The following is a 26,814-nucleotide window of genomic DNA, read 5'->3' on the forward strand; positions in this document are numbered from 1 at the left end:
CGCACCTTCTAAAGGTGGCCGGTGCGATTTATGTGAATTTCAATCGTCGAGGCCGTCATCGCAGAGCGACGGCCTTTTTCGTTTGTCCTGTGTGGCGTTCCTCCAGCAAGTCTCGTAAGAGGACCAGATGAACAGGACCCTTTTTTCCCTCCCCGCGCAGAGCGAATACCGGACGGCCCGCGGCCTCGATGTGGCCCGTTCCGTCGAGCATTTTACCGGCGGAACGGCGCTCGACCGGCTGATCGACCGGCTGGACACCCGCCGCGGCGTGGTGCTGTCGTCGGGCACCACGGTGCCGGGCCGCTATGAGAGCTTCGACCTCGGTTTTTCCGACCCGCCGCTGCGGCTGGAATCGACCAGCACGGATTTTTTCATCGAGGCGCTGAATGCGCGCGGCAAGGTGCTGGTGGCATTTCTCGCCGAGACCTTGAGCGAGCCCTGCACCGTCATCACCGAAAAGAGCGCCACGCGCATTTCCGGTCACATCGTGCGCGGCGACGCGCCGGTGGATGAGGACCAGCGCACCCGGCGTGCGTCTGTGGTGTCGCTGGTGCGCGATATCATCGCGGCCTTCAATTCCCCGAACGACGGGCTGCTCGGGCTGTTCGGAGCCTTCGCCTACGATCTGGTGTTCCAGTTCGAGGACCTCGTGCAGAAGCGTGCGCGCGAGAAAGACCAGCGCGACATTGTTCTCTACATTCCCGACCGCATTCTGGCCTATGACCGCGCCACAGGACGCGGTGTGATCCTGAGCTATGAGTTTGCGTTCGGCGGTCAGTCCACCAAGGGCCTCGACCGCGAGACCTCTGAGAGCGTTTACGCCAAGACCAAGCGCGAAGGCTTTGCCGATCACGCACCGGGCGTTTATCAGGAAACCGTCGAGATCGCCCGCCAGGCGTTTGCACGCGGCGATCTGTTCGAGGCGGTGCCGGGCCAATTGTTTGCCGAGCCTTGCGAACGGACGCCGGCGGAAGTGTTCCAGCGGCTGTGCAAGATCAACCCGTCGCCTTATGGCGCGCTGATCAACCTCGGCGATGGTGAATTTCTGGTGGCGGCGTCGCCGGAAATGTTCGTCCGCTCCGACGGCAAGCGGATCGAGACCTGTCCCATCTCGGGCACCATCGCGCGCGGCGTGGACGCCATCAGCGATGCCAAACAGATTCAGGAACTGCTCAATTCGCAGAAAGACGAATTCGAACTCAACATGTGCACCGACGTCGATCGCAACGACAAGGCGCGGGTGTGCGAGCCGGGTACCATCAAGGTGCTGGCGCGGCGGCAGATCGAGACTTACTCGAAACTGTTTCACACCGTCGATCATGTCGAAGGCATGCTGCGTCCGGGCTTTGATGCGCTGGATGGCTTCCTGACCCACGCATGGGCCGTCACCGTCACCGGTGCGCCGAAACTGTGGGCGATGCAGTTCGTCGAAGATCACGAGCGTTCGTCACGCCGCTGGTATGCGGGCGCGCTCGGATTCCTCGGCTTCGATGGCAGCATCAATACGGGTCTCACTATCCGCACCATCCGCATGAAGGATGGCCTTGCGGAAGTGCGCGTCGGCGCCACCCTGCTGTTCGATTCCGATCCTGTCGCCGAGGAGAAGGAATGCCAGACCAAGGCGGCGGCGCTGTTTCAGGCGCTGCGCGGCGATCCGGCGAAACCTCTGTCCGTCTTCGCGCCGGACGCTACCGGTTCCGGCAAGAAGGTGCTGCTGATCGATCATGAAGACTCGTTCGTGCACATGCTGGCGGATTATTTCCGGCAGGTCGGTGCGACGGTGAGTGTCACGCGGCACAACCACGCGCTCGATGTGTTGAAGAAGAACGAATACGACCTGCTGGTGCTTTCGCCCGGTCCCGGCCGCCCCGAAGATTTCGGTATCTCGAAATTCATCGGCGCGGCGCTGGAGAAGAAGCTTCCGGTGTTTGGCGTTTGCCTCGGCGTTCAGGCCATCGGCGAATACTTCGGCGGCAAGCTCGGGCAGCTCGCGACGCCCGCACATGGCCGCCCTTCGCGTGTTCAGGTGCGCGGCGGCACGCTGATGGGCAATCTGCCGAATGAAGTCGTGATCGGACGCTATCACTCGCTGTATGTCGATCGCGACGGTATGCCTGACGTGCTGCAGGTGACTGCCAGCACCGAGGACGGCATCGCCATGGCGATCGAGCACAAGACGCTGCCGGTGGGCGGCGTGCAGTTTCATCCCGAGTCGCTGATGTCGCTCGAAGGCAATGTCGGACTGCGGATCGTCGAAAACGCCTTCAGGCTGGGGCAACCCGGTTAGAACGTCATTGCGAGGAGCGCCAGCGACGAAGCAATCCATGCGTTGCGGCCCAAGAATGGATTGCTTCGCTTCGCTCGCAATGACGAAAATGATTTTGTGGGATTAGCATCCGATGACTCTCTCTGATGATTTGAAGGCCACCGTCCGCGCCATTCAGGACTACCCGAAGCCCGGCATTGTTTTCCGCGACATCACGACATTGCTTGGCAATGCGTGGGCGTTCCGCCGTGCGGTCGATGAACTGGTCCAGCCCTGGGCCGGCTCCAAGATCGACAAGGTCGCCGGCATGGAAGCGCGCGGCTTTATTCTCGGCGGCGCAGTGGCGCATCAGGTCTCGGCAGGCTTCGTGCCGATCCGCAAGAAGGGCAAGCTGCCGCACACCACGGTGCGTATTGCCTATTCGCTGGAATACGGTCTGGATGAAATGGAAATGCACGCCGACGCCATCAAGCCTGGCGAGCGCGTCATCCTGATTGACGATCTGATCGCGACCGGCGGCACGGCGGAAGGCGCGGTGAAGCTGCTTCGCCAGATCGGCGCCGATGTGGTAGCGGCCTGCTTTATCATCGATCTGCCGGAACTCGGCGGTGCGGCCAAGCTGCGCGCCATGAATGTCCCGGTGCGAACACTGATGACCTTCGACGGTCACTGACAGATCGATCTTCAGCTATCAGAATGTGAATGAATTCAGATTTGTCCATTTACGTCATTGCGTGCGAAGCGAAGCAATCCACCTTTGAGGAGAATGGATTGCTTCGTCGCAAGTGCTCCCTGCAATGACGATTTCAACAAACTCGATTATTTAAAATGGAATAATCCTGATCTATCCCAGCTTATGCAGGATCAGGTTCAGTTCCAGCTCGCGAAAGCGCGTGTAGTTGGTCCGCACCCATTGATGCAGCTCCGACGACTGGTCCTTGTTGTCGCGCAGATAGTGCGTGAACGAGAAGTTCAGGCGTCCGATAATTGATTTCAGGAATGCGGGCAGGGCCGCGACCCTGAACGGCCGTACGCGGCCGAACGCTGCGGGCAATTCGCCCCACAGCACATGCTCGTTTTCGACCGGCACGATCGCCGCATTCGGAAACGTCTCGCGCAGCATGGTCCAGGCGACGATGGACGCGCGGTCGCGATCGGGAATGAAAAGAACGATCGGATCGACGCCGCGGCGGTCCGCTTCCTTCATGAAGCCGATTTCTGCGATCATCTTGAAGAAATCGTCGAAGGCATGAAAGCCGAGATCGACGACCTTCGGCACGTTGTCGTTGACGATCAGCCGGTCCATCAGCGCCATCTGGCCGAAGGTGTCGCTGATCGCCGCGGTCTCGGTGATGCGCGGCAGATAGTTGAGCAGCGAGGGCTCGCGCAGGTTGATGTCGAAGGCGATCACCTTGCCGCGCTGAAGCACCAGAAATTCGGTCAGCGCCCGCGCGATCAGCGTTTTTCCCACCGCGGGGCGGGGGGAACAGACGATATAGACAGGCGTGCGGCGCATCGGCGCGATGTCCGGCTGGTGTCTTGGATCCGGCGTCAGATCTCGCTGGTCGGCGCCCGCGACGTATTGGACTTGTCCTTCGAGCCGACGATCTCGGTCAGCTTGATGCGGTCGAATTCGCCCCACACATTGCCGAGCCAGTGGCGGACATAGCCGCGCAGCACGAACGAGTAGTTCGCGGGCTCGTCCTTGGTGCCCTTGTTGGCGACGAACTTGAGGAACGGCACCGAAGCGACTTCGACCTGCTCGTAGGCCATCTCGTTGAGCTTCGGAATCGTGATCTCGGTCGCGTTCTTGATGCGGTGGAAATACGAATTGTAGGTTGCCTGGTCCCACTCGAAGAAGCTGGTGTTGTTGATGAAGTTCTTCACCAGGAAGTACTTCGCGCCGTCCATGAAGTTCGCGGTCTCGGCGATTTCATCCAGCGAAGCGATCGACGGGCCGAGGATATGGAACACCGCAAAGGTGATCTGGCCGGAGCGGGCGGCATCGAGAAAGCCGATATCGCGAAGCGCCGCGAGGGTCGGGGACAGCAGTCCTGCGCGGACGTCGATGACGGTGACGCTGGTGCCCGACGAGTTCAGCGTATCGAAAATCTTCATCTGATCGGACGTCGAGGTGACGTCGACGATCTGGGTGATGTCGGGATGAAAGCGCATCAACGTACCGCGCGGCGATTCGGTATCGAAGGCACGGGTCGGGATGTTGTTTGCGCTGAAATAGTCGAGGACGGTGCGCGAAACGGTGGTTTTACCGACACCACCCTTGTCCGCACCCACTACGATCACTGCCGGTTTCGCCATAAGACCTCTTTAACCCACCAAGCACGTCGAATTGACGACGCAGCTTAGCCTGCTTTCCGCCGGACCATGGCAGAATCGAGGGATAATTCAATTCTTGACCGGGCAGTTATGCTGAATAACCAACGGCTTCTTAACGGCGGGGGTTACCTGCCGCCCCATGGTCCGGGAATCGGGCCTGCCGGGGACGGCGCTGGCTGGGGGGAACTGCCCCAGGGCCCGGCTTGAGGCGCTTCCGGCTGGGTATCCGGGCTGGAATCCGCCGAGGGGCCGCCGCCATCACCGGCTTCCGCGCCGCTGCCGGGCAGAGGCAATGGGCCCGGGTCTCGCCCGCCGGCATATTTCACCAGCGCCTTGACCCGCGAATCGACCGACGGGTGGGTGGCGAACAGGTCCGCGAATCCTTCGCGCGGATTGTCGATGCACATTTCCATGACGGCGGAGGTCGCGCCCGGCAGTTCGCCGCGGCCCTCGATCTTGCGCAGTGCTGAGATCATCGCGTCAGGGTCTTTGGTGAGTTCGACGGAGCCCGCGTCCGCCAGCAGTTCGCGCGAGCGCGACAGGGCAAACCGCACCACCAGCGACAGGCCCCATGCGAGGCCGATCAGGGCGATCGCCAGAAGCACGATGGCGAACGCGCCGCCGCCCTTCTTGTCCCCGTCCGACGAGGAGGACGAGGACCGTCCGCCGCCGCCAAAACTCCAGTTGGAGTTGAAGAAGATGCGGAAGAACAGTTCGGCGAAAAAGCCGATCACGCCCGCAATGACCACGGCGATCACAAGCAACTGCACGTCGCCGTTGCGGATGTGGGTCAGCTCGTGCCCGAGCACCGCTTCCATTTCCCGGTCGTTGAGCGCATTCATCAGTCCGGTGGTGACGCTGATTGCGTACTGGCTGCGGTTAAGGCCGGTGGCAAAGGCGTTGAGCGCGGGGCTGTCCACGATCTTCAGCTTCGGCATCGGGATGCCGCGCGAGATGCAGAGATTTTCCAGCAGATTGTAGAGCCGCGGCTGCTCCTGCCGCGTTACGTCATGGCCGCCGGTGACGGCATCGATGATGTTCTGATGGAAGAAATAGGCGATCACGATCCATGCGGCCGCGCCGATAGTGGCGAACGGGAAGGCCTTGACGAGGTCGTGCGCCGCGAGGGTGAGATAGTCGTCGAACGGACGGTTGCTGTTGAGCGCCACTTCGGCCAGCAGCGCACCGGCGAACACCATCACATAGACGAGCAGGAACAGGCCGCCGAGCAGCAGCATCGAACGAAACTTGTTCGATGCGATATGCGTGTAGAGACCGTACGCGGCCATGACCTGGATTGTCCTATGTGGCTGTCATTGCGAGGAGCGCAGCGACGAAGCAATCCAGCTCAAGCTCTGAGAAAAATGGATTGCTTCGCTTCGCTCGCAATGACGGTATCTTCGCCGTCAATGCGGTGTCATCAGAACTTGACCGATGGTGCCTGTTCGAGCTGTCCGCGCTGCTCGCCGAGATCGAAGAAGTCCTTCTTCGTGAAACCGAGCGCGCCGGCGAAGAGGGCAGCCGGCAACTGCTGGATGCCGGTATTGTATTCCTGAACCGCGTTGTTGAAGAAGCGGCGGCTGGCGGCGATCTTGTTCTCGATGTCGGACAGTTCGGTTTGCAACTGCTGGAAATTCGCGTTGGCCTTGAGGTCCGGATAGGCCTCGGACAGTGCGATCAGCCGGCCGAGCGCAGCCGAGAGCTGGCCTTCGGTGGCGGAGACCTGCGCCGGCCCCTGCGCCGACATGGCAGCGTTACGCGCCTTCACGACGTCTTCCAGCGTGCCGCGCTCGTGGGTCGCGTAGCCTTTGACGGTCTCGACCAGATTCGGGATCAGATCGTGGCGCTGCTTGAGCTGCACGTCGATGTCGGCGAAGGCCTGCGACACCCGCTGCGCCAGCGCGACCAGCCGGTTATAGGCGCCGAACACGAACAGGGCGATGACGACGATGACACCGAGTAAAATCCAGCCGGACGACATGAGAAAAGCTCCATGGGGACAACGAATGGCACGCAGCCTACCTGAAAGGCAGACGGCCGTCAGTGCCTGCGGCCGGGGTGCCGCGCTATTTGGTCGTCCTTGGGGAGATCTGGTTCAATGAAACGGTCAGGATGTTTCTTTCACCTCTCCCCGTCGGGGAGAGGTCGGCGCGCGATAGCGTGCCGGGTGAGGGGAATCGTATGTCAGCTTTGACATTTAACCCCCTCACCCCAACCCTCTCCCCAACGGGGAGAGGGAGTTAATCTTCCGATGCCGTGACGTCTGTTTGTGAAACGCTTACGGCTTGGCGATATGCCAGGCGCCGTTCAGAAAGCCGTCGCCGGTGGTGTCGCCGGGCTTGGTGTCCTTCGCAAAAGTGTAGAGCGGCTTGCCCTTGAGCGCCCACATCTTGCTGCCGTCGTCGCGGGTGACGATGGTCCAGTCACCGGACGGCTTGGCGTCGGCACCGGCCATCAGCGGCGGCCAGTTGGTCGCGCAGGGGCCGTTGCAGGCGGACTTGCCGGCGCTGTCCTTGTCGAAGGTGTAGAGCGTCATGCCCTTGGCATCGACATAGGCCTTGCCTGCCGGAGTGTCGGCGACCTTTGCAGCCTGGGCGAAAGCTGCGGTTGAGGCGAGCAAGAGAGAGACAGCCGCAATCGCGGCAAATGTTTTGGACATCGCTGGTGTACTCCTGATGATTTTTGCGTCGGACGCGAACGCGTCATCAGGACAAACTCCGACAGGAGAGAATTATTCCACGCCGATGCCGTTCTCGGGGAAAATCGCATCGCCCCAATTCCATTTCTTTGCGCGCTTGTAGGCAGCCTTGTCCCGATGCGGGACGCTTGCAGCCTCCATTATTCCCTCAGGCGTGCAGATTTTTGCCGTGACCGCTATCTTGGTCACCAGCGGTTGCGCCAGCACGCGCGCGGGTCTTTGCGCAGGCGCCGTCCGCGACAGAACCACGTAGGCGAATTTTTCATCCTCATAGGGAAGGTCCGCGCCCTTCAGGTGTTTATGCGCGCGCGAGCGTTGCAGCCGCTGCGTGAAGTGACACCAGTCTGGCCTGGTCAGCGGACATGCAGCATCGTGCGGGCAGGGCGCGATGACACGCGCGCCCTTCGCGATCAGCCGGTCGCGCAGATCGATGACGCGTGCATAGCCCGCCGGCGTACCGGGCTCCACGACCAGCAGCGTGTCGCGCGTTTTCGCCCACATGGCGTCAGCGAGGGCCGCACGTTCCCCGTCGCCCAGTTCGTTGATGACGTAGCTGGCGACAACGAGATCTGCTTCCGGCGCCTCGGCAAGCGCCTTGCGCGCATCGCCGGACTGGTAGCGCATTGCGGCAAGGCGCAGGTGCGGCTGTGCGAGTTCAGTTGCGAGATCGCGCAGGGCCACGTTTGCGTCGAGCAGTGTGAACGTCTCGAGCGAGGCGAAGGCTTCGCTCGCCGCCCACGTCGCCGTGCCCGGCCCCGCGCCGACATCGAGCAGGCTGGAGGGGACGAAACCCGGACGGATTTCCGTCAGGGCATTGAGGCTTGCGGTGATCGCGGCGTAGGTCGCCGGCATCCGTGCCAGCGCATAGGCCAGCGCGTCGGCACCTGTTCGGATAGTGCTCGAGCCGCCGCCATCGCGATAGGTGCGCGAGATCGTATCCGCGCGCTGTGCAGCGTCGTTGCGCGACAGGCCTTCGGACTTGCGTGTGAGGGCTGCTCTCAGTTCGGCGGGAAGATCGGGGGAGATCATGGCGGCGGGGCCTTTCGACCTGTCTTGCCGTCATCCTGAGGAGCGAGCGCTTGCGCGCCTCCAAGGGTGACAGCAATAACGCACTGCGCGCATCCTTCGAGGCTCGCCGCAAGTGCGGCTCGGACCTCAGGATGACGGACCTCCCTCAGAGGGGAGGGTGAAGCAGTCAAGCTACGTTCTGGTCGAGAACCTTCATCGCGCCGTCGAGATCGACCGACACGAGCTGCGACACGCCGCGTTCCGCCATGGTGACGCCGAACAGCCGGTTCATGCGCGCCATGGTGATCGGGTTGTGGGTGATGATGATGAAGCGCGTCTCGGTGGACGAGGTCATCTCATGCAGCAGGTTGCAGAACCGCTCGACGTTGTGGTCGTCCAGCGGCGCGTCGACTTCGTCCAGCACGCAGATCGGCGACGGATTGGTGAGGAACACCGCGAAGATCAGCGCCAGCGCTGTCAGCGCCTGCTCGCCGCCGGAGAGCAGCGACAGCGTCTGCGGCTTCTTGCCGGGCGGCTTGGCGATGATTTCGAGACCGGCTTCGAGCGGATCGTCGCTCTCGATCAGGGTCAGTTCGGCCTGACCGCCGCCGAACAGCTCGGTGAACAGCCGCTTGAAGTGAGCGTTGACCGTCTCGAACGAGGTCAGCAGGCGCTCGCGCGCTTCCTTGTTGAGGCTCTGGATGCCGGTACGCAGCTTCTTGATGGCTTCGACCAGATCGTCACGCTCGGTGGTGAGGTTGAGATGCTGGGCCTCGACCTCGCGCAGTTCTTCCTCGGCGCGCAGGTTGACGGCGCCGAGGCGCTCGCGGTCGCGGCGCAGCTTTTCCAGATCGGCCTCGACATCGGTCACGGCCGGAAGCTCGGTTTCCGGGGTGATCTCGGCGAGAGCGGCGACGCCGTGCGGCTCGACCTCCAGCATGTCGCGGATTTCACGTTCGATGTCTTCGAGGCGGCGGCGGGTGCCTTCCATGCGCTCCTCGGAGCGGGCGCAGGCCTCGCGTGCGGAGGACAGCGCGTCGAGCGAGGCGCGGGCCACGCGGTCGGTTTCCGCCATCGCAGTTTCGGCTGTGGCCAGCGCATCGGCGGCCATGCGGCGGTCGGCTTCGGCATGCTCGATTTCGCTGATCAGCGCGCTGCGCTTTTCGGCGAACACTTCCGGTGCGTTTTCGAGTTCGGCGCGCTCGGTGTTGACCTCGACGATGCGGGTCTCGACAGTCGCGATCTGCGACGCGGCGTTTTCCTTGCGGTTCTGCCACTCGCTGCGCTCGGCAAGGATGGCCTGCACACGGCGGTCGGCGAGTTCGGCTTCGCGGGCCAGCGCCTGCGCCTCGGCGCGCACCTGCGCGGCAAGACGGCGGTGACCGTCCATGTCGGCGCGGACAGTGGCGAGCTTTTCTTCGTTCTCCGCGCTCGATGGCAACTCCTCCAGAGCGGCGACGGCGGCTTCGTGAGCGCTGTGTGCCTCGGCGCGATCCGCCGCAAGGCGGGCGGCGCGTTCGTCGAGGGCCGAGCGGTGCGAGGCATGGCGGTTGATTTCGCGCTCCGCATTGGCATGGCGTTCGCGCGCGGCATTGGCTTCGCGCTGGGCATTGCGCGCAGCTTCACGTGCGGAGCTTTCGGCTGCGGACGCAGCCTTGAGTTCAGCCTCGGCATTTTCCAGTGCCTGACGCTTGGCGGCCGCATCGGCCCGCGCCTGCTCGATCTCGGCTTCGATGTCGACGAGACGGGCGCGCTCGGCGAGCCGCCGTGCCGCGCCGGTCGGAGCATGGGCCGCGGCGACGAACCCGTCCCAGCGCCACAGGTCGCCCTCGCGCGAGACCAGCCGCTGGCCGGTCTTCAACTGCGGTGCAAGCTGCGCGCCGCGTTCGCGGCTGACGATGCCGATCTGCGCCAGACGCCGCGCCAGTTCCGGCGGCGCGGTGACATGAGCGGCAAGCGCTTCGATGCCTTCGGGCAGCGACGGATCGCCTTCGATCACGCCGAAGCTGGACCAGCGCATCGGTGCGGTCGGATCGACCGGCGCGTCGAGATCGTCGCCGAGCGCGGCGCCCAGCGCCTTCTCGAAACCCTTGGCGACGTTGACGCCGTCGATGATCGGCGGCCACAGGTTCTTGGTTTCGCCGTTGACAATCTTGGAGATCGTCTTGGCTTCGGTCTCCAGCCGCTGCACGCGCTTTTCAGCATCGGCAAGCGGGGCACGCGATGCTTCCAGCCTGGCGCGGGCGCTGACATGCGCAGCCTCGCTGGCTTGCGTCGTGGTTTCGGAAATCAGCAACGTCTCCGCCGCCGCTTCCATTGCGGCCGCAAGTTCATCGAGGTCGCCGAGGCCGCCGGTCTCCGCGGCAAGCTTCTCGACTTCGCTCTGGACGTTGACGATGTCCTGATCGAGCCGCGCAAGGCGATCGCGATGGGTGCGGACATTGGCTTCGATCTGGTTGCGCTTGGCGGTGAGATCGGCGAGCGCGGTGGTCAGTTCGGAGAAGGTCCGTTCGGCCGCGGCAAGGGTCGCTTCGGCTTCGGCAACGCGTTCATCGGCGCCGCTGCGCTTTTCGACGCGCGACCTGATCTCGTCCTTGAGCACGCTGTCTTCGGACTCGAGCCGCGCCAGCGCGACGTCGGCGTCGGACAGTTGCCGCTGCTCGCGTTCGATGTCGGCGGCGAACTGAGTCAGGCGCCGGTCGAGTTCGGTGACGCGCTCCCTGGCGCGCGCTTCCTCGCGGTCGAGCATTTCGCGGGCATTGGTCAGGCGCTGCAAACCGGCAGCGGCGCGCGCTTCGCTCTCGCGCAGGCCCGGCAGTTCGGAGGCGCGGATCGCCTGAATGCGCGCGGCTTCGGCCTGCTGGAGGGTGCGTTCGGCCTGTTCGCGGACGTTCAAGTCGTGGGTCTGGCCGGCCTCGGCGACATCGGCATGGGACTGAATCCAGCGCAGGTGAAACAGCATGGCCTCGGCCTTGCGGACCTTGGCGGCAACTTCGCGATAGCGGATCGCCTGCCGCGCCTGCTTCTTCAGGCCTTCGATCTGGCTCGCCAACTGGCCGATGACATCCTCGACGCGGGTGAGGTTGGTCTCGGCCGCCTTGAGGCGCAGTTCGGCCTCATGACGGCGCGCATGCAGACCGGCGACGCCGGCGGCGTCTTCCAGCACGCGGCGGCGCTGGTCGGGACGCGCCTGAATGATTTCACCGATCTTGCCCTGGTGGACGAGGGCGGGCGAGCGTGCGCCCGTGGCGGCGTCCGCAAACAGGATCTGTACGTCGCGCGCGCGCACATCCTTGCCGTTGATGCGATAGACCGAGCCGGCTTCGCGCTCGATGCGGCGGGAAATTTCCAGCATGTCCTGATCGTTCACGGCGGACGGCGCCGAGCGATCGGAATTGTCGATGGTCATCGCCACTTCGGCGTGATTGCGCGCCGGGCGGTTGCCGGAGCCGGCGAAGATCACCGCGTCCATGTCGGCGGCACGCAGCGACTTATGCGAGGTTTCGCCCATCGCCCAGCGCAGTGCTTCGACGAGGTTCGATTTGCCGCAACCGTTCGGACCGACGACGCCGGTCAGGCCCGGCTCGATCAGAAAATCGGTCGGCTCAACGAAGGATTTGAATCCATGAAGGCGAAGACGGGTGAGTTTCATGCAATCGGTGCTCTGTTGACCGGGGAACTACCGGAGTCGGAATTATCCAGCCGGGGCAAGGTCATAGCAGGCCTGTGCCAGTATAACTGAGTCGCGGAATGCGCCTCGAACTGTCCGCACAATGGCGAGGCTGGCCCTGCAGGGCAACCGGCCCGCACGGCTTTTCCCAAGGGATTTAAAGGGATTTCCGAGGGATTTCAGTGTGTTTCGGGCGAATGGTCCGTGGAACCGGACCGGTTCCGCCCGCCACGCTTAGCTCTTCAGCAGCGGCTTGATCATCTTTTCGAAGGCTTCGAACGAGGTCTCACCCTTCACCACGGTTCCGTTGACGAAGAAGAACGGCGTCGAGTTAACCTTGAGCTTGGTGTAGGCGTGCTCGCGCACATCCAGAATGCCCTTCTGGATTTTCGGGTCGCTCTGGACGCAGTCCTTGATCATCTGCTCGCTGAAACCGGCCTGCTTGCCGACGCGATTGATGGTGCTGAGCGCGTCCGAGGCCAGATCGTTCTGCTGCTTGAACAGGATGTCGACGATCGCGAAGTATTTCGGCGCATCGTCCTTGGCGACGCAGCGCGCCAGTGCCGAAGCGGCGAGCGCCACCTGATCGAGCGGGAATTCGCGGAAGATGAAGCGCACCTTGCCGGTATCGATGTAGTTGGTCTTGATCTGCGGGAACACGTCCTTGGTGAACGCCGCGCAATGCGGGCAGGTCATGGAAGCGTATTCAATGATGGTGACGGGGGCGTCCTTCGAGCCGAGCGCCATGTCGCCGAGTTCGCCGGCCTGGTTGATCTCGGCGGCGGTCTGGGCGCTGGCCGGGCTGAAAAACTGCCACGGCGAAAGGCCGAGTGCGGCAGAGGCGCCAGCGAGGGACAAGGCGGCGGTGAAGGTGCGGCGCGTGATGTTCAACGGTCTGCTCCGGAAAGTCGTGCGAACGGCGTTGTCACGCCTGATGGGGAACGTTTCGCTAGCTTGAAACCATGATTGTGGCAATGCCGGGCCGAAGCCAGGCGCCGTCACATAGGGCTCAATTTCGCTTGATCGATGCGCCCAGCCGCGCCAGCGCTGCGCGCAGATCGCCGTCCTCCACGGTGCCCAGCGAGGCCTCGACCTCGGCGACGGCGCTCGGGTCGGGCGCCTTCCGGACCCGGGGCTTCGGCCGTTGCGACAGCGGCGCCTGACGCAGCGCGATCCGGCCCACCGCGTTCCAGCCGAAGAAGCGGTTGACCCGCTCCAGAATGACGTCCGAGGTATGCTGGATTTCCAGCGCCATCGGGCCTTCGACCCGCAGCACCAGCGTCGCCGGTTCAGGGACCTGGTTCTCGACCGGCCGCGGCCACTGGATTTTCAGAGGTTCCGAATGGGCCGCCACTTGGGCGCCGACGATCTCGGCCCACCGCGTCACCAGTTCGCGCGAGGCAAAGCCCTGCTTGGCGAAGACATCGTTGATCGCACTGCCGAGCAATGCGGATAACGGCTTCGCGGTGAGGGGACCGGGCTTGTTCATAAGCGGGTGTCGTCGGTACATATTGTCCCATGACCTTATCAGGCGCTGCCGCGCGGCGGAAGAAATCTCAGGACAGTGCTGAAGCCGATCGCCCGGCGCTGTTGCTTGCCTGGTACGACCGCCATCGGCGGCAACTGCCGTGGCGCGCACTGCCGGGCCGCGCCAGCGATCCCTACCGCGTGTGGCTGTCGGAAATCATGTTGCAGCAAACCACCGTGAAAGCGGTCGGGCCATATTTCGAGAAATTCACCGCGCGCTGGCCGACGGTGGCGGCGCTCGGCGCGGCCTCGCTCGATGATGTTTTGAGAATGTGGGCGGGGCTTGGCTACTACTCCCGCGCGCGCAACCTTCACGCCTGCGCCGTCACGGTGCTGCGCGACCATGGCGGCGCATTTCCCGATACCGAAGAAGGCCTGCGCACACTGCCGGGCGTCGGGCCCTACACGGCGGCTGCGATTGCCGCGATCGCGTTCGACCGTCAGACCATGCCGGTGGACGGCAATATCGAGCGCGTGGTGTCGCGGCTGTTCGCGGTGGAGGAGCCGCTGCCGAAATCGAAGCCGCGAATTCAGGAACTGGCTGCGACGCTTCTCTGGGATTCACGCGCGGGCGACAGCGCGCAGGCGCTGATGGATCTCGGAGCCACCATCTGCACGCCGAAGAAGCCCGCCTGCGCGCTCTGTCCTCTCAACGACAACTGCGCCGCGCGCGAGCGCGGCGATCAGGAGACGTTTCCGCGCAAGGCCCCGAAGAAGACCGGCACGCTGCGGCGAGGGGCGGCGTTCGTGGTGACGCGCAGCGACGAACTGCTGGTTCGCACGCGGCCGGAAAAAGGACTGCTCGGCGGCATGACGGAAGTGCCGACCTCCGAATGGCTGGCCGGTCATGACGACAGGGATGCGCGCGAACAGGCTCCGGCGATCAATGTGCCGCGCTGGCATCGCAAGGCGGGCGTGGTGACGCATGTGTTCACGCATTTCCCGCTCGAGCTTGTGGTCTACACCGCGAGCGTTGCCGCACGCACCCGCGCACCACAGGGCATGCGCTGGGTGCCGGTCGCGACGCTGAAGGATGAGGCGCTGCCGAACGTGATGCGCAAGGTAATCGCGCACGGATTGGGCGATTAGCCGGTTCCTGAATCGCAATTGTCATTTTGTGGCTTTACACTCGTGTGTTATTTGGCAGGCTCCGTGAGCCGGCCCTGCTCGTTTCCCGCAACATAGGACGAGGAACAAATGCGCCAGTTGTCATTAAAGTTAGCGGCATGTTTTTATTTTTTCATTCTTGGATCTCATTTCGCGTCGGCGGGGCCAGCGGAAGATGCGGCGGGCGTTGTCACGAAATGGGAAAAGGCATTCAACGCGGGTGAGGTGGATGACATCGTCAGGATGTACACGACCGAGGCGACGCTGTTTGGTACGCTGAGCCCTTCGATTTCGTCGGGCCCTGAGCCGTTGAAGGCCTATTTCGCCGCGAGCGCAAAAAATCGCACGCAGGTGAAGCTTGTCGATGCGCCGACGGTAACGAAACTTTCAGACAGTGCCTTTGTTCTTGCCGGGATTTACGAATTTTCGGGCACCAGAGCCGACGGCCAGAGTTTTTCAGCTCCGGCGCGCTACAGCCTCGTTGTTGTCGATAGCGGCGGCCAATGGCGTATTGCGCACCAGCACTCATCGCCGCGACCGAAGCCGCAATGACGCTGCCAGAGTCGTGCATGCTTGCGATAAACGTGATGCTCACGTTTGATCCGCCGGACAAGCCGCCCCGCGTCAGAAAGGCCGGATAATTCCCACGCGCGGAATCGCGGTCAGAACGATGGCGCAGGCAAGCGCGCGCTTGTCGTCTTCTGCAATCAGCGCGACCGGACCGCTGGCGGGCAACTGCTTGACCGCATGCAGCATCAGCATCATGCACACCGCCCAGCTCGAAACCCAGCGCGCGTAATCGAACACCGTCACACAGATCACGAGATAGCCGAGACTGATCAGCACCAGCGCAGCCAGCACCACGCGGCGGTGATGAGGTGATGCCAGCGCGCGGATCGAGTCGCGGAAGTATCTGATTAGCGGCGCATGGAGCGCGATCAGGATCGGATACGCCCATGCGGTCGACAGATTTGTCGGCATGGTCTTCCACGTCTCGCTGATCTCATCAGGCAATGTCCTGAACCAGATGTAGGCAAACGACAGCGCGTCGGTTGCGGCGCCGCCGTTGCCCATCCGGCTGCGCAGAAATTGCGAAAACTCTGCCTGGGACACCGGGACGTTGCCGTAGATCTGAACGGCGACGAAAACCGCCGACACAAGTCCCGCCATCGCAGCGCCCACCGCGATGTCGGGCTTTGATGGATGGCCGTTGCAATAATACCGGATCACGACAACCGCGGCGATGGCCGGAACATAAAGCAGCATATGGATGTGGTGAATCAGGATGAGCGCAATCGAGCCGCATGCCGCCAGGACGACAAAGGCGATCGAGCGCGCCGGGATCAGCAGCATCACGATCGCGAACATGCATCCGTAGATGTCGAAATAGCCGATGGTCTTGACGAAGTTCTTCAGGAAGAACGGCGAGCCCATGATGAAGACGAGCAGCGGCGCGCTCGCCTGCGAAAAGCCGAATGTCTTTTTAAACAGGAGCAGATAGAGCCCGGCGGTCGCAAGCAGCGCTGTGCCGCCGAGCACGTAGACCAGCCATGGCGGGACCCGGTCGGCGCCGAGCGAGACGATTGCGCCGATCAGCGCGCGCTTGGTGAAACCGAAATGATAGCCGACCAGGAGATGGACATACTCCATATCGGGGACGTCATGGACGATCTTGTAGATCGCGTAACCGATGATGATCGCGGCGTTGATCGCAACCAGCCGCCGCCAGTGGATGAAAGCGCGGCTGATCCCGGGAACCTGCCGCGCCCCCTGATTCATCCGGCGCTCGACAGGAACGATGTCTCGGGTTTCGGCACGATCGGCGGCTTGGCGTTGAGTGCGTCGACCTGAAAGCCCGCGACGCGCTTGTAGGTGTTGGCAACGTCTTCAAGTTCCTGCTGCGACATGACCTCGGTCACGACATTGAAGCCGTTGGGCGCGCGCTCCTCGACCAGTTGCATCACCTGCTCAGGGCCGTTGCGGCGGTTGAGCTTGACGAGTTCGGTGGTCGCGGGACGGCGCTCGGCTTCATAAGCCTGAAGCGCGGTTGCGGTTTCGCCGTGCTTGAGGATTTCCCGGGTCAGCACGCGGGCGTCGAGAATGGCCTGCGACGCGCCGTTGGAGCCGATCGGATACATGGGATGTGCGGCGTCGCCCATCAGCGTGATGTTGCCAAAGGTCCAGCGGTCGATCGGGTCGCGGTCCACCAGCGGATATTCGTAAGCGTGCGCGCAATTGCGGATCAGGCCGGGCACGTCGAGCCAGTCGAACGTCCAGTCCTCGAACCAGGGCAGGAATTCGTCGAGCTTGGCTGCGCGGTTGTAGTCCTCGCGACGCCACGAGTAAGTCGGCGGCAGCAGCCGTTCGGCGATCCAGTTGATGCGGAATTTGCCGTTCGGCAGCGGCGCATTCGAGATCGGATAGCAGACGAACTTCAGAACCTCGTGGCCTGCCATGATCATGGTGCGGCCGGAGAGAAACGCGTCGCTCTCGGTGATGCCGCGCCAGAGAATGCGGCCGTTCCAGATCGGCGGGCCTTCGTCGGGATAGAGCCTGGCGCGAATAGCGGAGTGAATGCCGTCGGCGGCGATCAGCAGCGAGCCATCGTAGGTACCGGCATCCTTGCCGGTGGCCTTGTCGATGAAATTCGCCGATACGCCTTCGGGCGAGTCGGTGAAGCTCGTGACATGATGACTGTTGAGCAGATTGTCCGCGCCGAGACGCTCAACCACGGTGTCGAGCAGGATCTGGTGCAGCGTGCCGCGATGGATCGAGAACTGCGGCCACTTGTATCCGGCCTCTATCCCGCGCGGTTCGCTCCAGATCGGCTTTCCATGCTTGGAGAAGTACGACAGTTCCTTCGTCCTGACGCCGGCGGCATCGAGCTTGTCGAGCAGGCCGAGTTCGATCAGTTCGCGCACTGCATGCGGCAGCACATTGATGCCGACGCCGAGCGGCTTCAGTTCCGGCACGCTTTCAAACACGCGGCACGGAATACCGATCTGGTGAAGGCTCAGTGCGAGCGTCAGCCCGCCGATCCCGCCCCCCGCGATAAGAACCGTCATGATAAGCTCCTGTGACTGACCTGCGTCATGACATGGGACACGATGAGCGTGCAACTGCGAAAAAAAGTATGGGACTAACGCGGGGCCTTTCCATCAATCCGCCCTAAACTTTTTCCTATTCCGAGCATAATGGTTCGCAGCCAGATCGAACCGGGGTCCATCTGCGCGCGTGTCGGATAGAACATGAATTGTTCGTCGATCCCCGGATCGAGCGGCGGCGCGACCGTCGTCAGCGACAGTTGCTTTGACAGCGCGGCGATCAGACGCCGCGGCACGAAGGCGACGAGGTCGGTGCGCGCGGCGACATGCAGCGCTTCGATATAGCTCGGGACCACAAGCGCGATCCGCCGCTCCTGGCCTTTGCTGCGCAGCCAGGTGTCGATCAGGTCCTCGCTCTGCCCGCGAATGATGACTGCGACATGCCGCGCCTTGAAGAACGTCTCCTTGTTCTTCAATCGCGCGCCCGCAGGATGTCCGCGCCGCACCGCCAGCGCATCGGAGTCGGTGCAAAGCAGTTGCCGGTGAAATCCCTTGAAGGCGTCGCCGATGCTGATCACCATGTCGATGGTGCGGGCGAATTCCGCGGTGAAGATCGCGGGCCCGCGCCACGGCACCACGTCGATCCGCACACCGGGCGCCACAGCATCCAGTTTCTTCATCAGCGGCGGCATCAGTAACTCGACGGCGAGGTCCGGCATCATCAGGCGAAAGCGCCGCTCGCTGCGCGCGGCATCGAACTCGTCCGGCATGAACAGGCCGCGCACCTGGTCCAGTGCCTGCGCCAGCGGCGCACGCAGCGCCTGCGCGCGCGGCGTCAGTTCCATCCGTGCACCGGTACGCACCAGCAGCGGATCGCCGAGCACATCGCGCAGCCGCCGCAGCGCGTGGCTGGCCGCCGGCTGCGACAGGCCGATCCGCATCGCCGCGCGGCCGACATTGGCCTCGAGCAGCAGCGCGTCGAGAGCGACCAGCAGGTTGAGATCGAGCGAGGCTAAATTCATCTGGCGAATATACACTATACGAAGCATCGATTGGAAGAATACCGATGCCAGGCCCATCATCCCTCCATCAACTCAAGCAAAGGATGGAACCGATGAGTGCCGAAGCCAACAAGAAACTGATCCAGCAGATTTTCACCGACAGCGCGAGCCGCAGCGGGACGACCTTCATCGATCATCTCGCGGACGATGCGGTGTGGGTGCAGACCGGCCAGTGCTCGTGGTCGGGCAGCTTCAAGGGCAAGGATGCCATCACGAACGGCCTGTTCGCGCATTTGCGAGCCTTGCTGGCGGATCGCCCGCGTACGCTGGCGTTCAACTTCATCGCCGAAGGCGACACCGTCGTGGTCGAGGCAAAGGGCGACAATGTCACAAAATCAGGCGATCGCTACGACAACGAATACTGCATGGTCTGGCGTGTTCAGAACGGCAGGATCACGCAGATCAAGGAGTATTGTGACACGGCTCTGGTCGAGCGGGTGCTCGGTCCGTTTCCGAAATCGCAACTACGGGCGGCTGTCTGATATGCAAAACGCCGCGCCGATGTTGCCGGCGCGGCGCAATATCCAGAATTCCAGAACCTCAGCCCGCCGCCATCTCGCTGCGGATTTCGGCGCGCAGTTCGTCGATCAGCTTGAGACCCTTCTTGGTCTCGACGTGCCAGAACGACCAGCCGTTGCAGGCTTCGGCTCCCTGAGCCAGCGCGCCCATGCGGTGGATCGAGCCGACCTTGTCGCCGAGCATGATGGCGCCGTCGGCGCGCACCAGGGCGGCGTGCTTCTTCTTGGAATCGACCAGCTTGGTGCCGGGCACGATCATGCCGCGCTCGACCAGTTCGGAGAACGCGACACGCGGTGCACCGCGCGCAGTCATGAACGGAGCCAGTGTTGCTTCCGGCAGCGGCTCGATGGCGGCGATGCGCGCTTCGGCGGCCGTTGCATAGGTCTGATCGCGCTCGAAGCCGACATAGCGGCGGCCGAGGCGCTTGGCGACAGCGCCGGTGGTGCCGGTGCCGTTGAAAGGATCGACCACGAGGTCGCCGGGCTTCGATGACGAGAGCAGCACGCGCGCCAGCAGACCTTCCGGCTTCTGCGTCGGATGAACTTTCTTGCCGTCGCCCCCCTTGAGGCGTTCGTCGCCGGTGCAAAGCGGGATCAGCCAGTCGGAACGCGCCTGCACGTCCTCGTTGGCCGCCTTCAGCGCTTCGTAATTGAAGGTGTAGCCCTTGGCGTTCTCGTCGCGCGCCGCCCAGATCATCGTCTCGTGGGCGTTGGTGAAGCGGCGGCCGCGGAAATTCGGCATCGGATTGGTCTTGCGCCACACGATGTCATTGAGAACCCAGAAGCCGAGGTCCTGCATGATCGCGCCGACGCGGAAAATGTTGTGATAGGAGCCGATCACCCAGATCGTCGCTGACGGTTTCATGATGCGGCGGGCCGCAAGCAGCCACGCCCGCGTGAAGTCGTCGTAGGCGGCGAAGGAGGAAAACTTGTCCCAGTCGTTGTTGACCGCATCGACATGCGATTCGTCGGGGCGCTTGAGATCGCCCTTCAATTGCAGATTGTACGGAGGATCTGCGAAGATCAGGTCGACCGAGCCGGCCTGCATCTTTGACATCTCGGCGACGCAATCGCCGACGACGATATGCGAACTGGGCATTTCAAATTGAGTGCGGGGCGCCTTTGCAGACGCCCCGCGACGCGACACTACCATGACTCAAAACCTGACTCAGGCGACGCAGTCGGCGACGCGGGACCAACAAATCCGACTGTCATCACCATGAATGCCCAAGGTAAAAATCGGCTTAATCGCAAAAAGGTTTGTGACGAATTCGAAATTGATTCCGAAGCGTCGCGCGCATCGCGAATTGCAAGACGCACATGCGCCGCTGCAACGCAGTCAACGGCTGGAATTGCCGGTGCAGCGCGTGTTTCACCGCGGAATTCAGCCCGCATTCATGTCACGGAGTGGAAACACATCGAAATGCCGCACTAGGCAATTTTTGCCGGGCGCGGTATGAATCGTTAACAGATACTTTGCGGCTCCGTTGCGTGTCGCCATGACGCGCTTGCCGGTTGAGGAGATTTCCGATGCGTTACGATGACTTTCGCCGCAGCGACAATATCGACGATCGCCGCGACGATAGCGGGGGCGGTGGCGGCGGTTTCGGATTCCCGATGGGTGGAGGCGGCGGACTGGGCATCGGCACCGTCATTGTGCTCGGCCTGATCGGCTGGGCTGTGGGAATCGATCCGCGCATCCTGATCGGCGGCGCGGAAATTCTCACCGGCGGCCAGCAGGCTCCCACCTATCAGACCGACCGCCGCACCAGCAGCCCGCCGAAGGCCGGAGCCCCGACGGACGAGATGGGCAGCATGATCGCCGGCGTGCTGGGCGAAATCGACGACCGGTGGAGCGAAATCTTCTCGGCCAGCGGCCAGACCTACCGCGGTCCGCGTATCGTCCTGTTCCGCAATGCCACCAATGGCGGCCGCTGCGGCATGGCGCAGTCGGCCATGGGCCCGTTCTATTGTCCGCCCGACAAACAGATTTTCCTCGACACCGGATTCTTCCGCGAGGTCGAGACCCGGTTCCGCGGCTGCTCCGGCAATGCGTGCAAGTTCACCGCGGCCTATATCATCGCGCATGAAGCCGGCCACCATATCCAGAACCTGCTCGGCATCCTGGACAAGGCGCGCCAGATGCAGGAGCGCGCGGGCAGCAAGGCGGAAGCGAACGCGATTCAGGTCCGCGTCGAATTGCAGGCGGATTGCCTCTCGGGTGTGTGGGTCAACCGCGAGGAGAAGAAGCGGCCGGGCTTCCTCGAAGCAGGCGACATCGATGCTGCGTTGCAGACCGCGTCTGCGATCGGCGACGATACGCTGCAACGGCAGGCCCAGGGCCGCGTCGTGCCCGACTCGTTCACGCACGGATCGGCCGCGCAGCGCAAGCGCTGGTTCATGACCGGCTACCAGCAGGGCAGCGTGCAGGCCTGCAACACGTTCGCGCCCGGTGTTCAGCTCTAGTTGGCAGGATTCGTCATCCTGAGGTGCGAGCCCTTGGCGAGCCTCGAAGGATGACAGCGTGCCGTCGCCCTTCGAGGCTCGGCGCAGGAATCGCCTCGCACCTCAGGGTGACGGCTCAAGGAATAGAAACGCGATGTCCTCAATCAATGAAACTCAGCAGTTCATCCCGCTCAATATCGCGGTGCTGACCGTGTCCGATACGCGCGCGCTCGCCGACGATAAATCGGGGACGACGCTGGCGGACCGGCTGACGGCGGCCGGCCATCGTCTTGCCGCGCGTGACATCGTCACCGATGACGTCGAGGAGATCCGCGCGAAACTGAAGGCATGGATCGCCGATCCCGGCGTCGATGTGGTCATCACGACCGGCGGCACCGGTTTCACCGGCCGTGACGTGACGCCGGAAGCGGTCGAGCCGCTGTTCGAGAAGCGGATGGATGGTTTCTCGATTGCGTTTCACATGCTGAGCCACGCCAAGATCGGCACCTCGACGATTCAAAGCCGCGCCACCGCAGGTGTTGCCGGTGCGACGTTCATCTTCTGTCTGCCGGGTTCGCCCGGCGCCTGCCGCGATGGCTGGGACGGCATTCTCGCGGCACAGCTCGATTACCGCACCAGGCCGTGTAATTTCGTGGAGATCATGCCGCGGCTGGACGAGCACTTAAAGCGCGGCAAGGCGAAGTAGGACCGGCAACTATCGTCGGCTGAGAGTTTTTACCAGCCACGCAAGGACCGCGCGCAAGGCGTGGCGACGTGCTGCAAGACGAAGGCGCTTCGCGTCAATCTTGTGAAACGCGATGAGATCCGGCGTGATGCGCCGCGCTGGTTCGCGACGCGAGGACATCACAGGTCAAGCTCCCATGTCTCGCCGATCAGGTCGTGACCGAAACTGTGGTGCGGTTCGGTCGCGACATGCACGAACCCTGCTTTCTGGTAAATGCCGCGCGCGGCAAGCAGCATGCTCTGGGTCCACAACGTGATCTTGCGGTAGCCGCAGCTCCGCGCGAAGGCGATGCACTCGTGGACCAGCCGCTTGCCTATCCCGAAACCGCGTCCCGCCGGATCGATCAGCAGCAGACGAATCTTCGCCACGTCATCGGTTGTGCTTCACCAGAAACACCGAACCGACCCGCTGGCTGTCGATCTCGGCGATCCAGCAGCGCTCGCGGACGGGATCGAAATTTTTCAGGAAATGCGCGGCGATTTCCGCGCACAGGCCCTCGAATGAAATGTCCCAGTTGTTATTCGCGGGCGTAGAGGGCGCCGTGCTGCTGCACGACCCAGCCCATGTCGCCGGGCCGGTGGGTGCGAAGCGTCACCTCGGGTCGCGTGGCTGTGTTATCCAGCAACCGCTCGATCGTTGTCATCGCGGCGACAAGGCGCTGCCCGCCGCCCGCCGGCAATGCCGCGATCATCTTGCTGACTTCATCATGGGACGCGCGTTCGAGGCGGGAGAACGCCTGCTTGCCCTTGGCGGTGAGCGCGAGTTCGAACTGCCGGCGATCGGATGGAACCGGTTTGCGCGTGATCAGTCCCTGTTCTGTAAAAGCCTGAACGATGCGGCTGAGATAACCGGCGTCGAGGCCGAGTTCGGCGCCGATCTCCTTGGCGAGGGCGCCACCGCGATGCGCCAGTTCGAACAGCACGCGGGCCTCGGTCAGGGTGAACGGGCTTTCCAGCAGATGCTGTTCGAGCACGCCGATCTTGCGGGTGTAGAAGCGGTTGAACCGCCGGACTGCGGCGATCCGGTCGTCATTCCCGCCATCATGAAGGGTGTCCATCGGCCAACATGCCTCGTCCTGGTGTGACGGGCATTCTGGCATGATTGTTGACGGGGTCAACTAATAAGTTGACGGAGTCAAATATTATCAGGCGGCGACGAAAATCCGGGTCCGCAGCACGGCGCGGCCGGTGCGGCCGAGCTTCGAGATCAGTTTGGCCTCGGCCCGGCGCGCGGCAGGAGCATAGCCGCCGACCCGCTCATAATGATCGCGGGAAATCAGCAGACCCTGATCGGTGGACGGGCCGGCAATAAAGCGCGCGAGCGATTTCACCCCGTCGCGCACCGTGGCGTCCTCATAGGGTGGGCGCGCATAGCGGAAGATGCCGGCCCGCTGGCGGCCGCTCAGGGATACGCTCTGAATGAACTGCGAGGTCTCGTCGATCCAACCCGAATCCAGCACGGCCCCCGGAAGCAGGAACAGTAGCCAGGGAGACCGGCTTTGCTCGGCGCCCGCCGCGAGCGCCGCAGCGCGCGAGCCCTCGAACTTCAGGAAATTGCATCCGGCAACATCGGCCACCCGCTCGATGGTGTCGGTCTGCGAGCGATCGACCAGCACCACGTCCCGGATGATGCCGGCCGCGGCGCCCGGCACCAGGGCCGCAAGGGTGGCAACAACGGGTTGCTCGACGCCTTCGGTGGGAATGACAACGCTGATCATGACTTGGTGAAATACGTGATCGCCGGACGACAGATGCGGCATCGTTATCATCTTGTCACACTCAGAACAGCCCGTCTGGTGCAGCTTTTTGCGGCATTCATTAACGGCTGCGATCCGGGAACGAGCCCTCGCGAAGCGGCACACCGGAGGGCGGCCTCCGGGAAAAGAATCTGTGCGGGGACGATATTGAAGTTCTTGTTTTGTTCTCGTGTGATGCTATGTTCTCTCCATGAGCCATGCATCCCATGCCCTCAAACACCCGCCGGTGACGCCCCCCTCTGATCCGGCGGGTGGTCCTTCTCCCTTTGCCGAGATCGAAGTGGCGATCGACAGCCAGCGGCGCAGGGGCCGCGGCGCGCAGTCCAACGTCAGCGGGCGCTATGAGGCGGAAGCGCGCGTCACCTTCGACGACGGCTGGCAGAGCCTCGAAGACCTGCCTCCCTTCAAGACCACGGTCGCGGTCGATACCGCGCGCAAGGTCATCACCCGCAACGACTCGCCGGACATCGGCTTCGACCGCTCGATCAACCCGTACCGGGGATGCGAGCACGGCTGCGTTTATTGCTTCGCGCGTCCGACCCACGCCTATCTGGGATTGTCGCCGGGGCTCGATTTCGAGTCCAAATTGTTCGCCAAGCCCGACGCCCCGGAACTGCTCCAAAAGGAACTGTCCGCGCCGGGCTACGAGCCGCGCATGATCGCGATCGGAACCAATACCGATCCGTATCAGCCGATCGAGCGCGAGCACAAAATCATGCGCGGTATTCTCGAGGTGCTGGAACGCACCGGGCATCCGGTCGGCATTGTCACGAAATCCGCGCTGGTGACGCGCGACATCGATATTCTGGCACGGATGGCGAAACGAAATCTCGCCAAGGTTGCGATCTCGGTGACGACGCTGGATCCGAAACTCGCGCGCACCATGGAGCCGCGCGCGGCGACGCCGCCGAAGCGGCTGGAGGCGCTGCGCCAACTATCGGAAGCCGGCATTCCGACCACGGTGATGGTCGCGCCCGTCATACCGGCGCTGAACGATTCCGAGATGGAGCGCATTCTGGACGCAGCAGCGCACGCCGGCGTGAAGGAAGCGAGCTACGTTTTGCTGCGGCTGCCGCTCGAAGTGCGCGATTTGTTCCGCGAGTGGCTGATGGCGAATTATCCGGATCGCTATCGCCATGTCTTCACCCTGATCCGCGACATGCGTGACGGCCGCGACTACGACTCGCAATGGGGCACACGCATGAAGGGCACCGGGCCGATGGCCTGGATGATCGGGCGGCGGTTCGAGATCGCCTGCGAGAGACTCGGCCTCAACAAGCGGCGCTCCAAGCTGACGACCGCGCACTTTGCGCGGCCCAAGCCCGCAAACGAGCAACTGGATCTGTTCTGACTGCAAAGGGCCGCTGTGTGATGAGTCTCCCCAAACCGGTTGCGCGATTCACCGTCGTGACGCTCGGCGTCAGCGACATGCGCCGGAGCATCGCGTTTTACGAGTCTCTGGGCTTTGAGCGAAAGCTCCAAGTGACAGGCGAAGAAGTCGCGTTTTTCGACACCGGTGCGACGGTTCTGTCGCTGTATTCATGGGACAAGCTGGCGCTGGATGCCGGTCTGCCGGCGCAGCCGCAGCCCGCAGGCTTTCGGGGAATCACCCTGGCGTGGAACTGCCGAAGCGAGAGCGAAGTCGATGACGTGCTGGCGTTCGCTGTCGCTCAAGGCGCGCGGCTGCAAAAGGGCGCGCATCGCACCGGTTATGGCGGGTATTCGGGATATTTCACCGATCCCGACGGCCATCCCTGGGAGGTTGTCATTGCCCCCGGCATTGAGGTCGGGGATGACAGGCGTGTTCATCTGCCGGAATAATAGTGGGGATTAGCGGTTGCGCGTTCTACTTTAAGAACGCAAGCATAGCCGCATGAGTCGAGCGAAGCCCTCCGCAGTTCCAGTTGCTGCAAAGAAAGCAAAGCGAACCGGTGTCATTGCCGTTACGCCGCCGACCTTTCGCCGTGAGCGCGCGCTGATCAAGCGCGGCGTCTGGCCGGTGGCGGGTTGCGACGAGGCGGGACGGGGACCGCTGGCCGGTCCGGTGGTGGCGGCCGCCGTGATTCTCGATCCGAAGCGAATTCCGAAAGGCATCGACGATTCCAAGCGCCTGACGCGGGAGCGCCGCGAGGAACTGTTCGAGGAAATCTGCGCGACCGCGCTGGTGTCGGTGGCGATTGCGCCGCCGTCGCGGATCGATCGCGACAATATCCTGCGTGCATCATTGTGGGCGCTGGCGCGCGCGGTGCGTGCGCTGCCCGAGGCACCGAAACATGTCTTTGTCGATGGCCGCGACCGGCTGGCCGTATCCTGCGACTGCGACGCGGTGATCGGCGGCGACGGCATTGTGATGTCGATCGCTGCCGCCTCCATTGTCGCCAAGGTCTCGCGGGACCGGCTGATGTGCCGGCTGGCGCAGGATCATCCTGGCTACGGTTTCGAGCAGCACATGGGGTACGCCGTTCCGGCCCATCTCGAAGCGCTCGACCGGCTCGGGCCGACGGTCCATCACCGCCGCTTTTTCGCGCCTGTCGCGGCGTCGCGCCGCAAGCACTTTGGGGAGGACGATATCCCGGCGCCCGCGCAAATCGAGATGCTCATATCGTCCGACGAGGCCATCGCGGCGCTCTGA

Annotated in this window: 24 protein-coding genes and 1 pseudogene; 10 read left to right on the plus strand and 15 right to left on the minus strand. The window is 63.1% G+C overall.

Annotation, left to right across the window (positions count from 1 at the left end; all coding sequences use genetic code 11):
• Positions 1–127 precede the first annotated feature (127 nt).
• Both HMPREF9695_RS01490 and HMPREF9695_RS01495 read left to right on the plus strand, forming a co-directional pair.
• Positions 128–2,287 (plus strand): anthranilate synthase component I, encoded by a 2,160-nt coding sequence (locus HMPREF9695_RS01490; RefSeq protein ID WP_006018996.1) that lies wholly within the window; start codon positions 128–130, stop codon positions 2,285–2,287.
• 112 nt (positions 2,288–2,399) lie between these two features.
• Positions 2,400–2,939: an adenine phosphoribosyltransferase gene (locus tag HMPREF9695_RS01495; RefSeq protein WP_006018997.1), complete on the plus strand. Its 540-nt coding sequence runs from the start codon at positions 2,400–2,402 to the stop codon at positions 2,937–2,939.
• Between the two features lie 171 nt (positions 2,940–3,110).
• Here the strand turns inward: HMPREF9695_RS01495 and HMPREF9695_RS01500 are convergent, their stop codons facing one another.
• From HMPREF9695_RS01500 to HMPREF9695_RS01540, 9 genes are all read right to left on the minus strand, one after another.
• Positions 3,111–3,782, minus strand: coding sequence for a P-loop NTPase family protein (locus HMPREF9695_RS01500; protein ID WP_006018998.1), 672 nt, complete (start codon positions 3,780–3,782; stop codon positions 3,111–3,113).
• A 35-nt stretch (positions 3,783–3,817) separates the two neighbouring features.
• Complete coding sequence (locus HMPREF9695_RS01505; RefSeq protein WP_006018999.1) at positions 3,818–4,585, minus strand: P-loop NTPase family protein; 768 nt, start codon at positions 4,583–4,585, stop codon at positions 3,818–3,820.
• 143 nt (positions 4,586–4,728) lie between these two features.
• A complete protein-coding gene (locus HMPREF9695_RS01510; RefSeq protein ID WP_006019000.1) occupies positions 4,729–5,892 on the minus strand; it encodes a M48 family metallopeptidase in 1,164 nt (387 codons plus the stop codon).
• Between the two features lie 131 nt (positions 5,893–6,023).
• On the minus strand, positions 6,024–6,584 hold the full coding sequence (locus tag HMPREF9695_RS01515) for a LemA family protein (RefSeq protein WP_006019001.1): 561 nt from the start codon (positions 6,582–6,584) through the stop codon (positions 6,024–6,026).
• Between the two features lie 297 nt (positions 6,585–6,881).
• Positions 6,882–7,262, minus strand: a complete 381-nt coding sequence (locus HMPREF9695_RS01520; RefSeq protein WP_006019002.1) for a COG4315 family predicted lipoprotein — start codon at positions 7,260–7,262, stop codon at positions 6,882–6,884.
• A 72-nt stretch (positions 7,263–7,334) separates the two neighbouring features.
• Positions 7,335–8,330 carry a small ribosomal subunit Rsm22 family protein gene (locus HMPREF9695_RS01525; protein WP_006019003.1) on the minus strand — a complete coding sequence of 332 codons (996 nt, stop codon included), beginning with the start codon at positions 8,328–8,330 and terminating at the stop codon, positions 7,335–7,337.
• A gap of 166 nt (positions 8,331–8,496) precedes the next feature.
• Positions 8,497–11,961, minus strand: a complete 3,465-nt coding sequence (gene smc / locus HMPREF9695_RS01530) for a chromosome segregation protein SMC (RefSeq protein WP_006019004.1) — start codon at positions 11,959–11,961, stop codon at positions 8,497–8,499.
• A 252-nt stretch (positions 11,962–12,213) separates the two neighbouring features.
• A complete protein-coding gene (locus HMPREF9695_RS01535) occupies positions 12,214–12,870 on the minus strand; it encodes a DsbA family protein (protein ID WP_006019005.1) in 657 nt (218 codons plus the stop codon).
• Between the two features lie 118 nt (positions 12,871–12,988).
• Positions 12,989–13,468 carry a DUF721 domain-containing protein gene (locus HMPREF9695_RS01540; protein WP_024919398.1) on the minus strand — a complete coding sequence of 160 codons (480 nt, stop codon included), beginning with the start codon at positions 13,466–13,468 and terminating at the stop codon, positions 12,989–12,991.
• Positions 13,469–13,497: 29 nt separating this feature from the next.
• On the opposite strand from HMPREF9695_RS01540, the gene mutY reads away from it, so the two are divergent.
• Together mutY and HMPREF9695_RS01550 are read left to right on the plus strand one after the other, a co-directional pair.
• Entirely contained in the window at positions 13,498–14,595 is a 1,098-nt protein-coding gene (gene mutY, locus HMPREF9695_RS01545) for an A/G-specific adenine glycosylase (protein WP_006019007.1), read from the plus strand.
• A 108-nt stretch (positions 14,596–14,703) separates the two neighbouring features.
• Positions 14,704–15,165 (plus strand): SgcJ/EcaC family oxidoreductase, encoded by a 462-nt coding sequence (locus tag HMPREF9695_RS01550; protein ID WP_006019008.1) that lies wholly within the window; start codon positions 14,704–14,706, stop codon positions 15,163–15,165.
• 72 nt (positions 15,166–15,237) lie between these two features.
• Here the strand turns inward: HMPREF9695_RS01550 and HMPREF9695_RS01555 are convergent, their stop codons facing one another.
• From HMPREF9695_RS01555 to HMPREF9695_RS01565, 3 genes are all read right to left on the minus strand, one after another.
• Positions 15,238–16,392: a hypothetical protein gene (locus tag HMPREF9695_RS01555; RefSeq protein WP_006019010.1), complete on the minus strand. Its 1,155-nt coding sequence runs from the start codon at positions 16,390–16,392 to the stop codon at positions 15,238–15,240.
• On the minus strand, positions 16,389–17,678 hold the full coding sequence (locus HMPREF9695_RS01560) for a flavin-dependent oxidoreductase (RefSeq protein WP_006019011.1): 1,290 nt from the start codon (positions 17,676–17,678) through the stop codon (positions 16,389–16,391). The genes HMPREF9695_RS01555 and HMPREF9695_RS01560 overlap by 4 nt, the downstream gene beginning before the upstream one ends.
• Positions 17,679–17,752: 74 nt before the next feature.
• Positions 17,753–18,679 (minus strand): LysR family transcriptional regulator, encoded by a 927-nt coding sequence (locus HMPREF9695_RS01565; protein WP_041711008.1) that lies wholly within the window; start codon positions 18,677–18,679, stop codon positions 17,753–17,755.
• Positions 18,680–18,771: 92 nt separating this feature from the next.
• Between HMPREF9695_RS01565 and HMPREF9695_RS01570 the strand changes: the two genes are divergently transcribed.
• Entirely contained in the window at positions 18,772–19,200 is a 429-nt protein-coding gene (locus tag HMPREF9695_RS01570; protein WP_006019013.1) for a nuclear transport factor 2 family protein, read from the plus strand.
• Positions 19,201–19,258: 58 nt separating this feature from the next.
• Here HMPREF9695_RS01570 and HMPREF9695_RS01575 read toward each other — a convergent pair whose 3' ends face one another.
• Positions 19,259–20,389, minus strand: coding sequence for a site-specific DNA-methyltransferase (locus HMPREF9695_RS01575; RefSeq protein ID WP_006019014.1), 1,131 nt, complete (start codon positions 20,387–20,389; stop codon positions 19,259–19,261).
• A 377-nt stretch (positions 20,390–20,766) separates the two neighbouring features.
• Between HMPREF9695_RS01575 and ypfJ the strand changes: the two genes are divergently transcribed.
• Both ypfJ and moaB read left to right on the plus strand, forming a co-directional pair.
• On the plus strand, positions 20,767–21,702 hold the full coding sequence (gene ypfJ, locus HMPREF9695_RS01580) for a KPN_02809 family neutral zinc metallopeptidase (RefSeq protein ID WP_006019015.1): 936 nt from the start codon (positions 20,767–20,769) through the stop codon (positions 21,700–21,702).
• A gap of 133 nt (positions 21,703–21,835) precedes the next feature.
• Positions 21,836–22,387 carry a molybdenum cofactor biosynthesis protein B gene (moaB, locus tag HMPREF9695_RS01585; protein ID WP_006019016.1) on the plus strand — a complete coding sequence of 184 codons (552 nt, stop codon included), beginning with the start codon at positions 21,836–21,838 and terminating at the stop codon, positions 22,385–22,387.
• A gap of 158 nt (positions 22,388–22,545) precedes the next feature.
• On the opposite strand, the pseudogene HMPREF9695_RS01590 reads toward moaB, so the two are convergent.
• Positions 22,546–23,483: pseudogene (locus HMPREF9695_RS01590) on the minus strand (bifunctional helix-turn-helix transcriptional regulator/GNAT family N-acetyltransferase).
• Between the two features lie 87 nt (positions 23,484–23,570).
• Entirely contained in the window at positions 23,571–24,143 is a 573-nt protein-coding gene (locus HMPREF9695_RS01595) for a glycosyltransferase family protein (protein WP_024919388.1), read from the minus strand.
• Between the two features lie 229 nt (positions 24,144–24,372).
• Between HMPREF9695_RS01595 and HMPREF9695_RS01600 the strand changes: the two genes are divergently transcribed.
• The 3 genes from HMPREF9695_RS01600 to rnhB are packed head-to-tail and all read left to right on the plus strand — an operon-like array spanning position 24,373 to position 26,814.
• Positions 24,373–25,533 (plus strand): PA0069 family radical SAM protein, encoded by a 1,161-nt coding sequence (locus tag HMPREF9695_RS01600; RefSeq protein WP_006019020.1) that lies wholly within the window; start codon positions 24,373–24,375, stop codon positions 25,531–25,533.
• Positions 25,534–25,553: 20 nt separating this feature from the next.
• Positions 25,554–26,003, plus strand: coding sequence for a VOC family protein (locus HMPREF9695_RS01605; protein WP_006019021.1), 450 nt, complete (start codon positions 25,554–25,556; stop codon positions 26,001–26,003).
• Between the two features lie 52 nt (positions 26,004–26,055).
• The gene (gene rnhB, locus HMPREF9695_RS01610) at positions 26,056–26,814 is read left to right on the plus strand and encodes a ribonuclease HII (protein WP_006019022.1); all 759 of its coding nucleotides are present in this window, start codon (positions 26,056–26,058) and stop codon (positions 26,812–26,814) included.

The sequence above is a fragment of the Afipia broomeae ATCC 49717 genome (assembly GCF_000314675.2).
GTDB classification, from domain to species: Bacteria; Pseudomonadota; Alphaproteobacteria; order Rhizobiales; family Xanthobacteraceae; genus Afipia; species Afipia broomeae.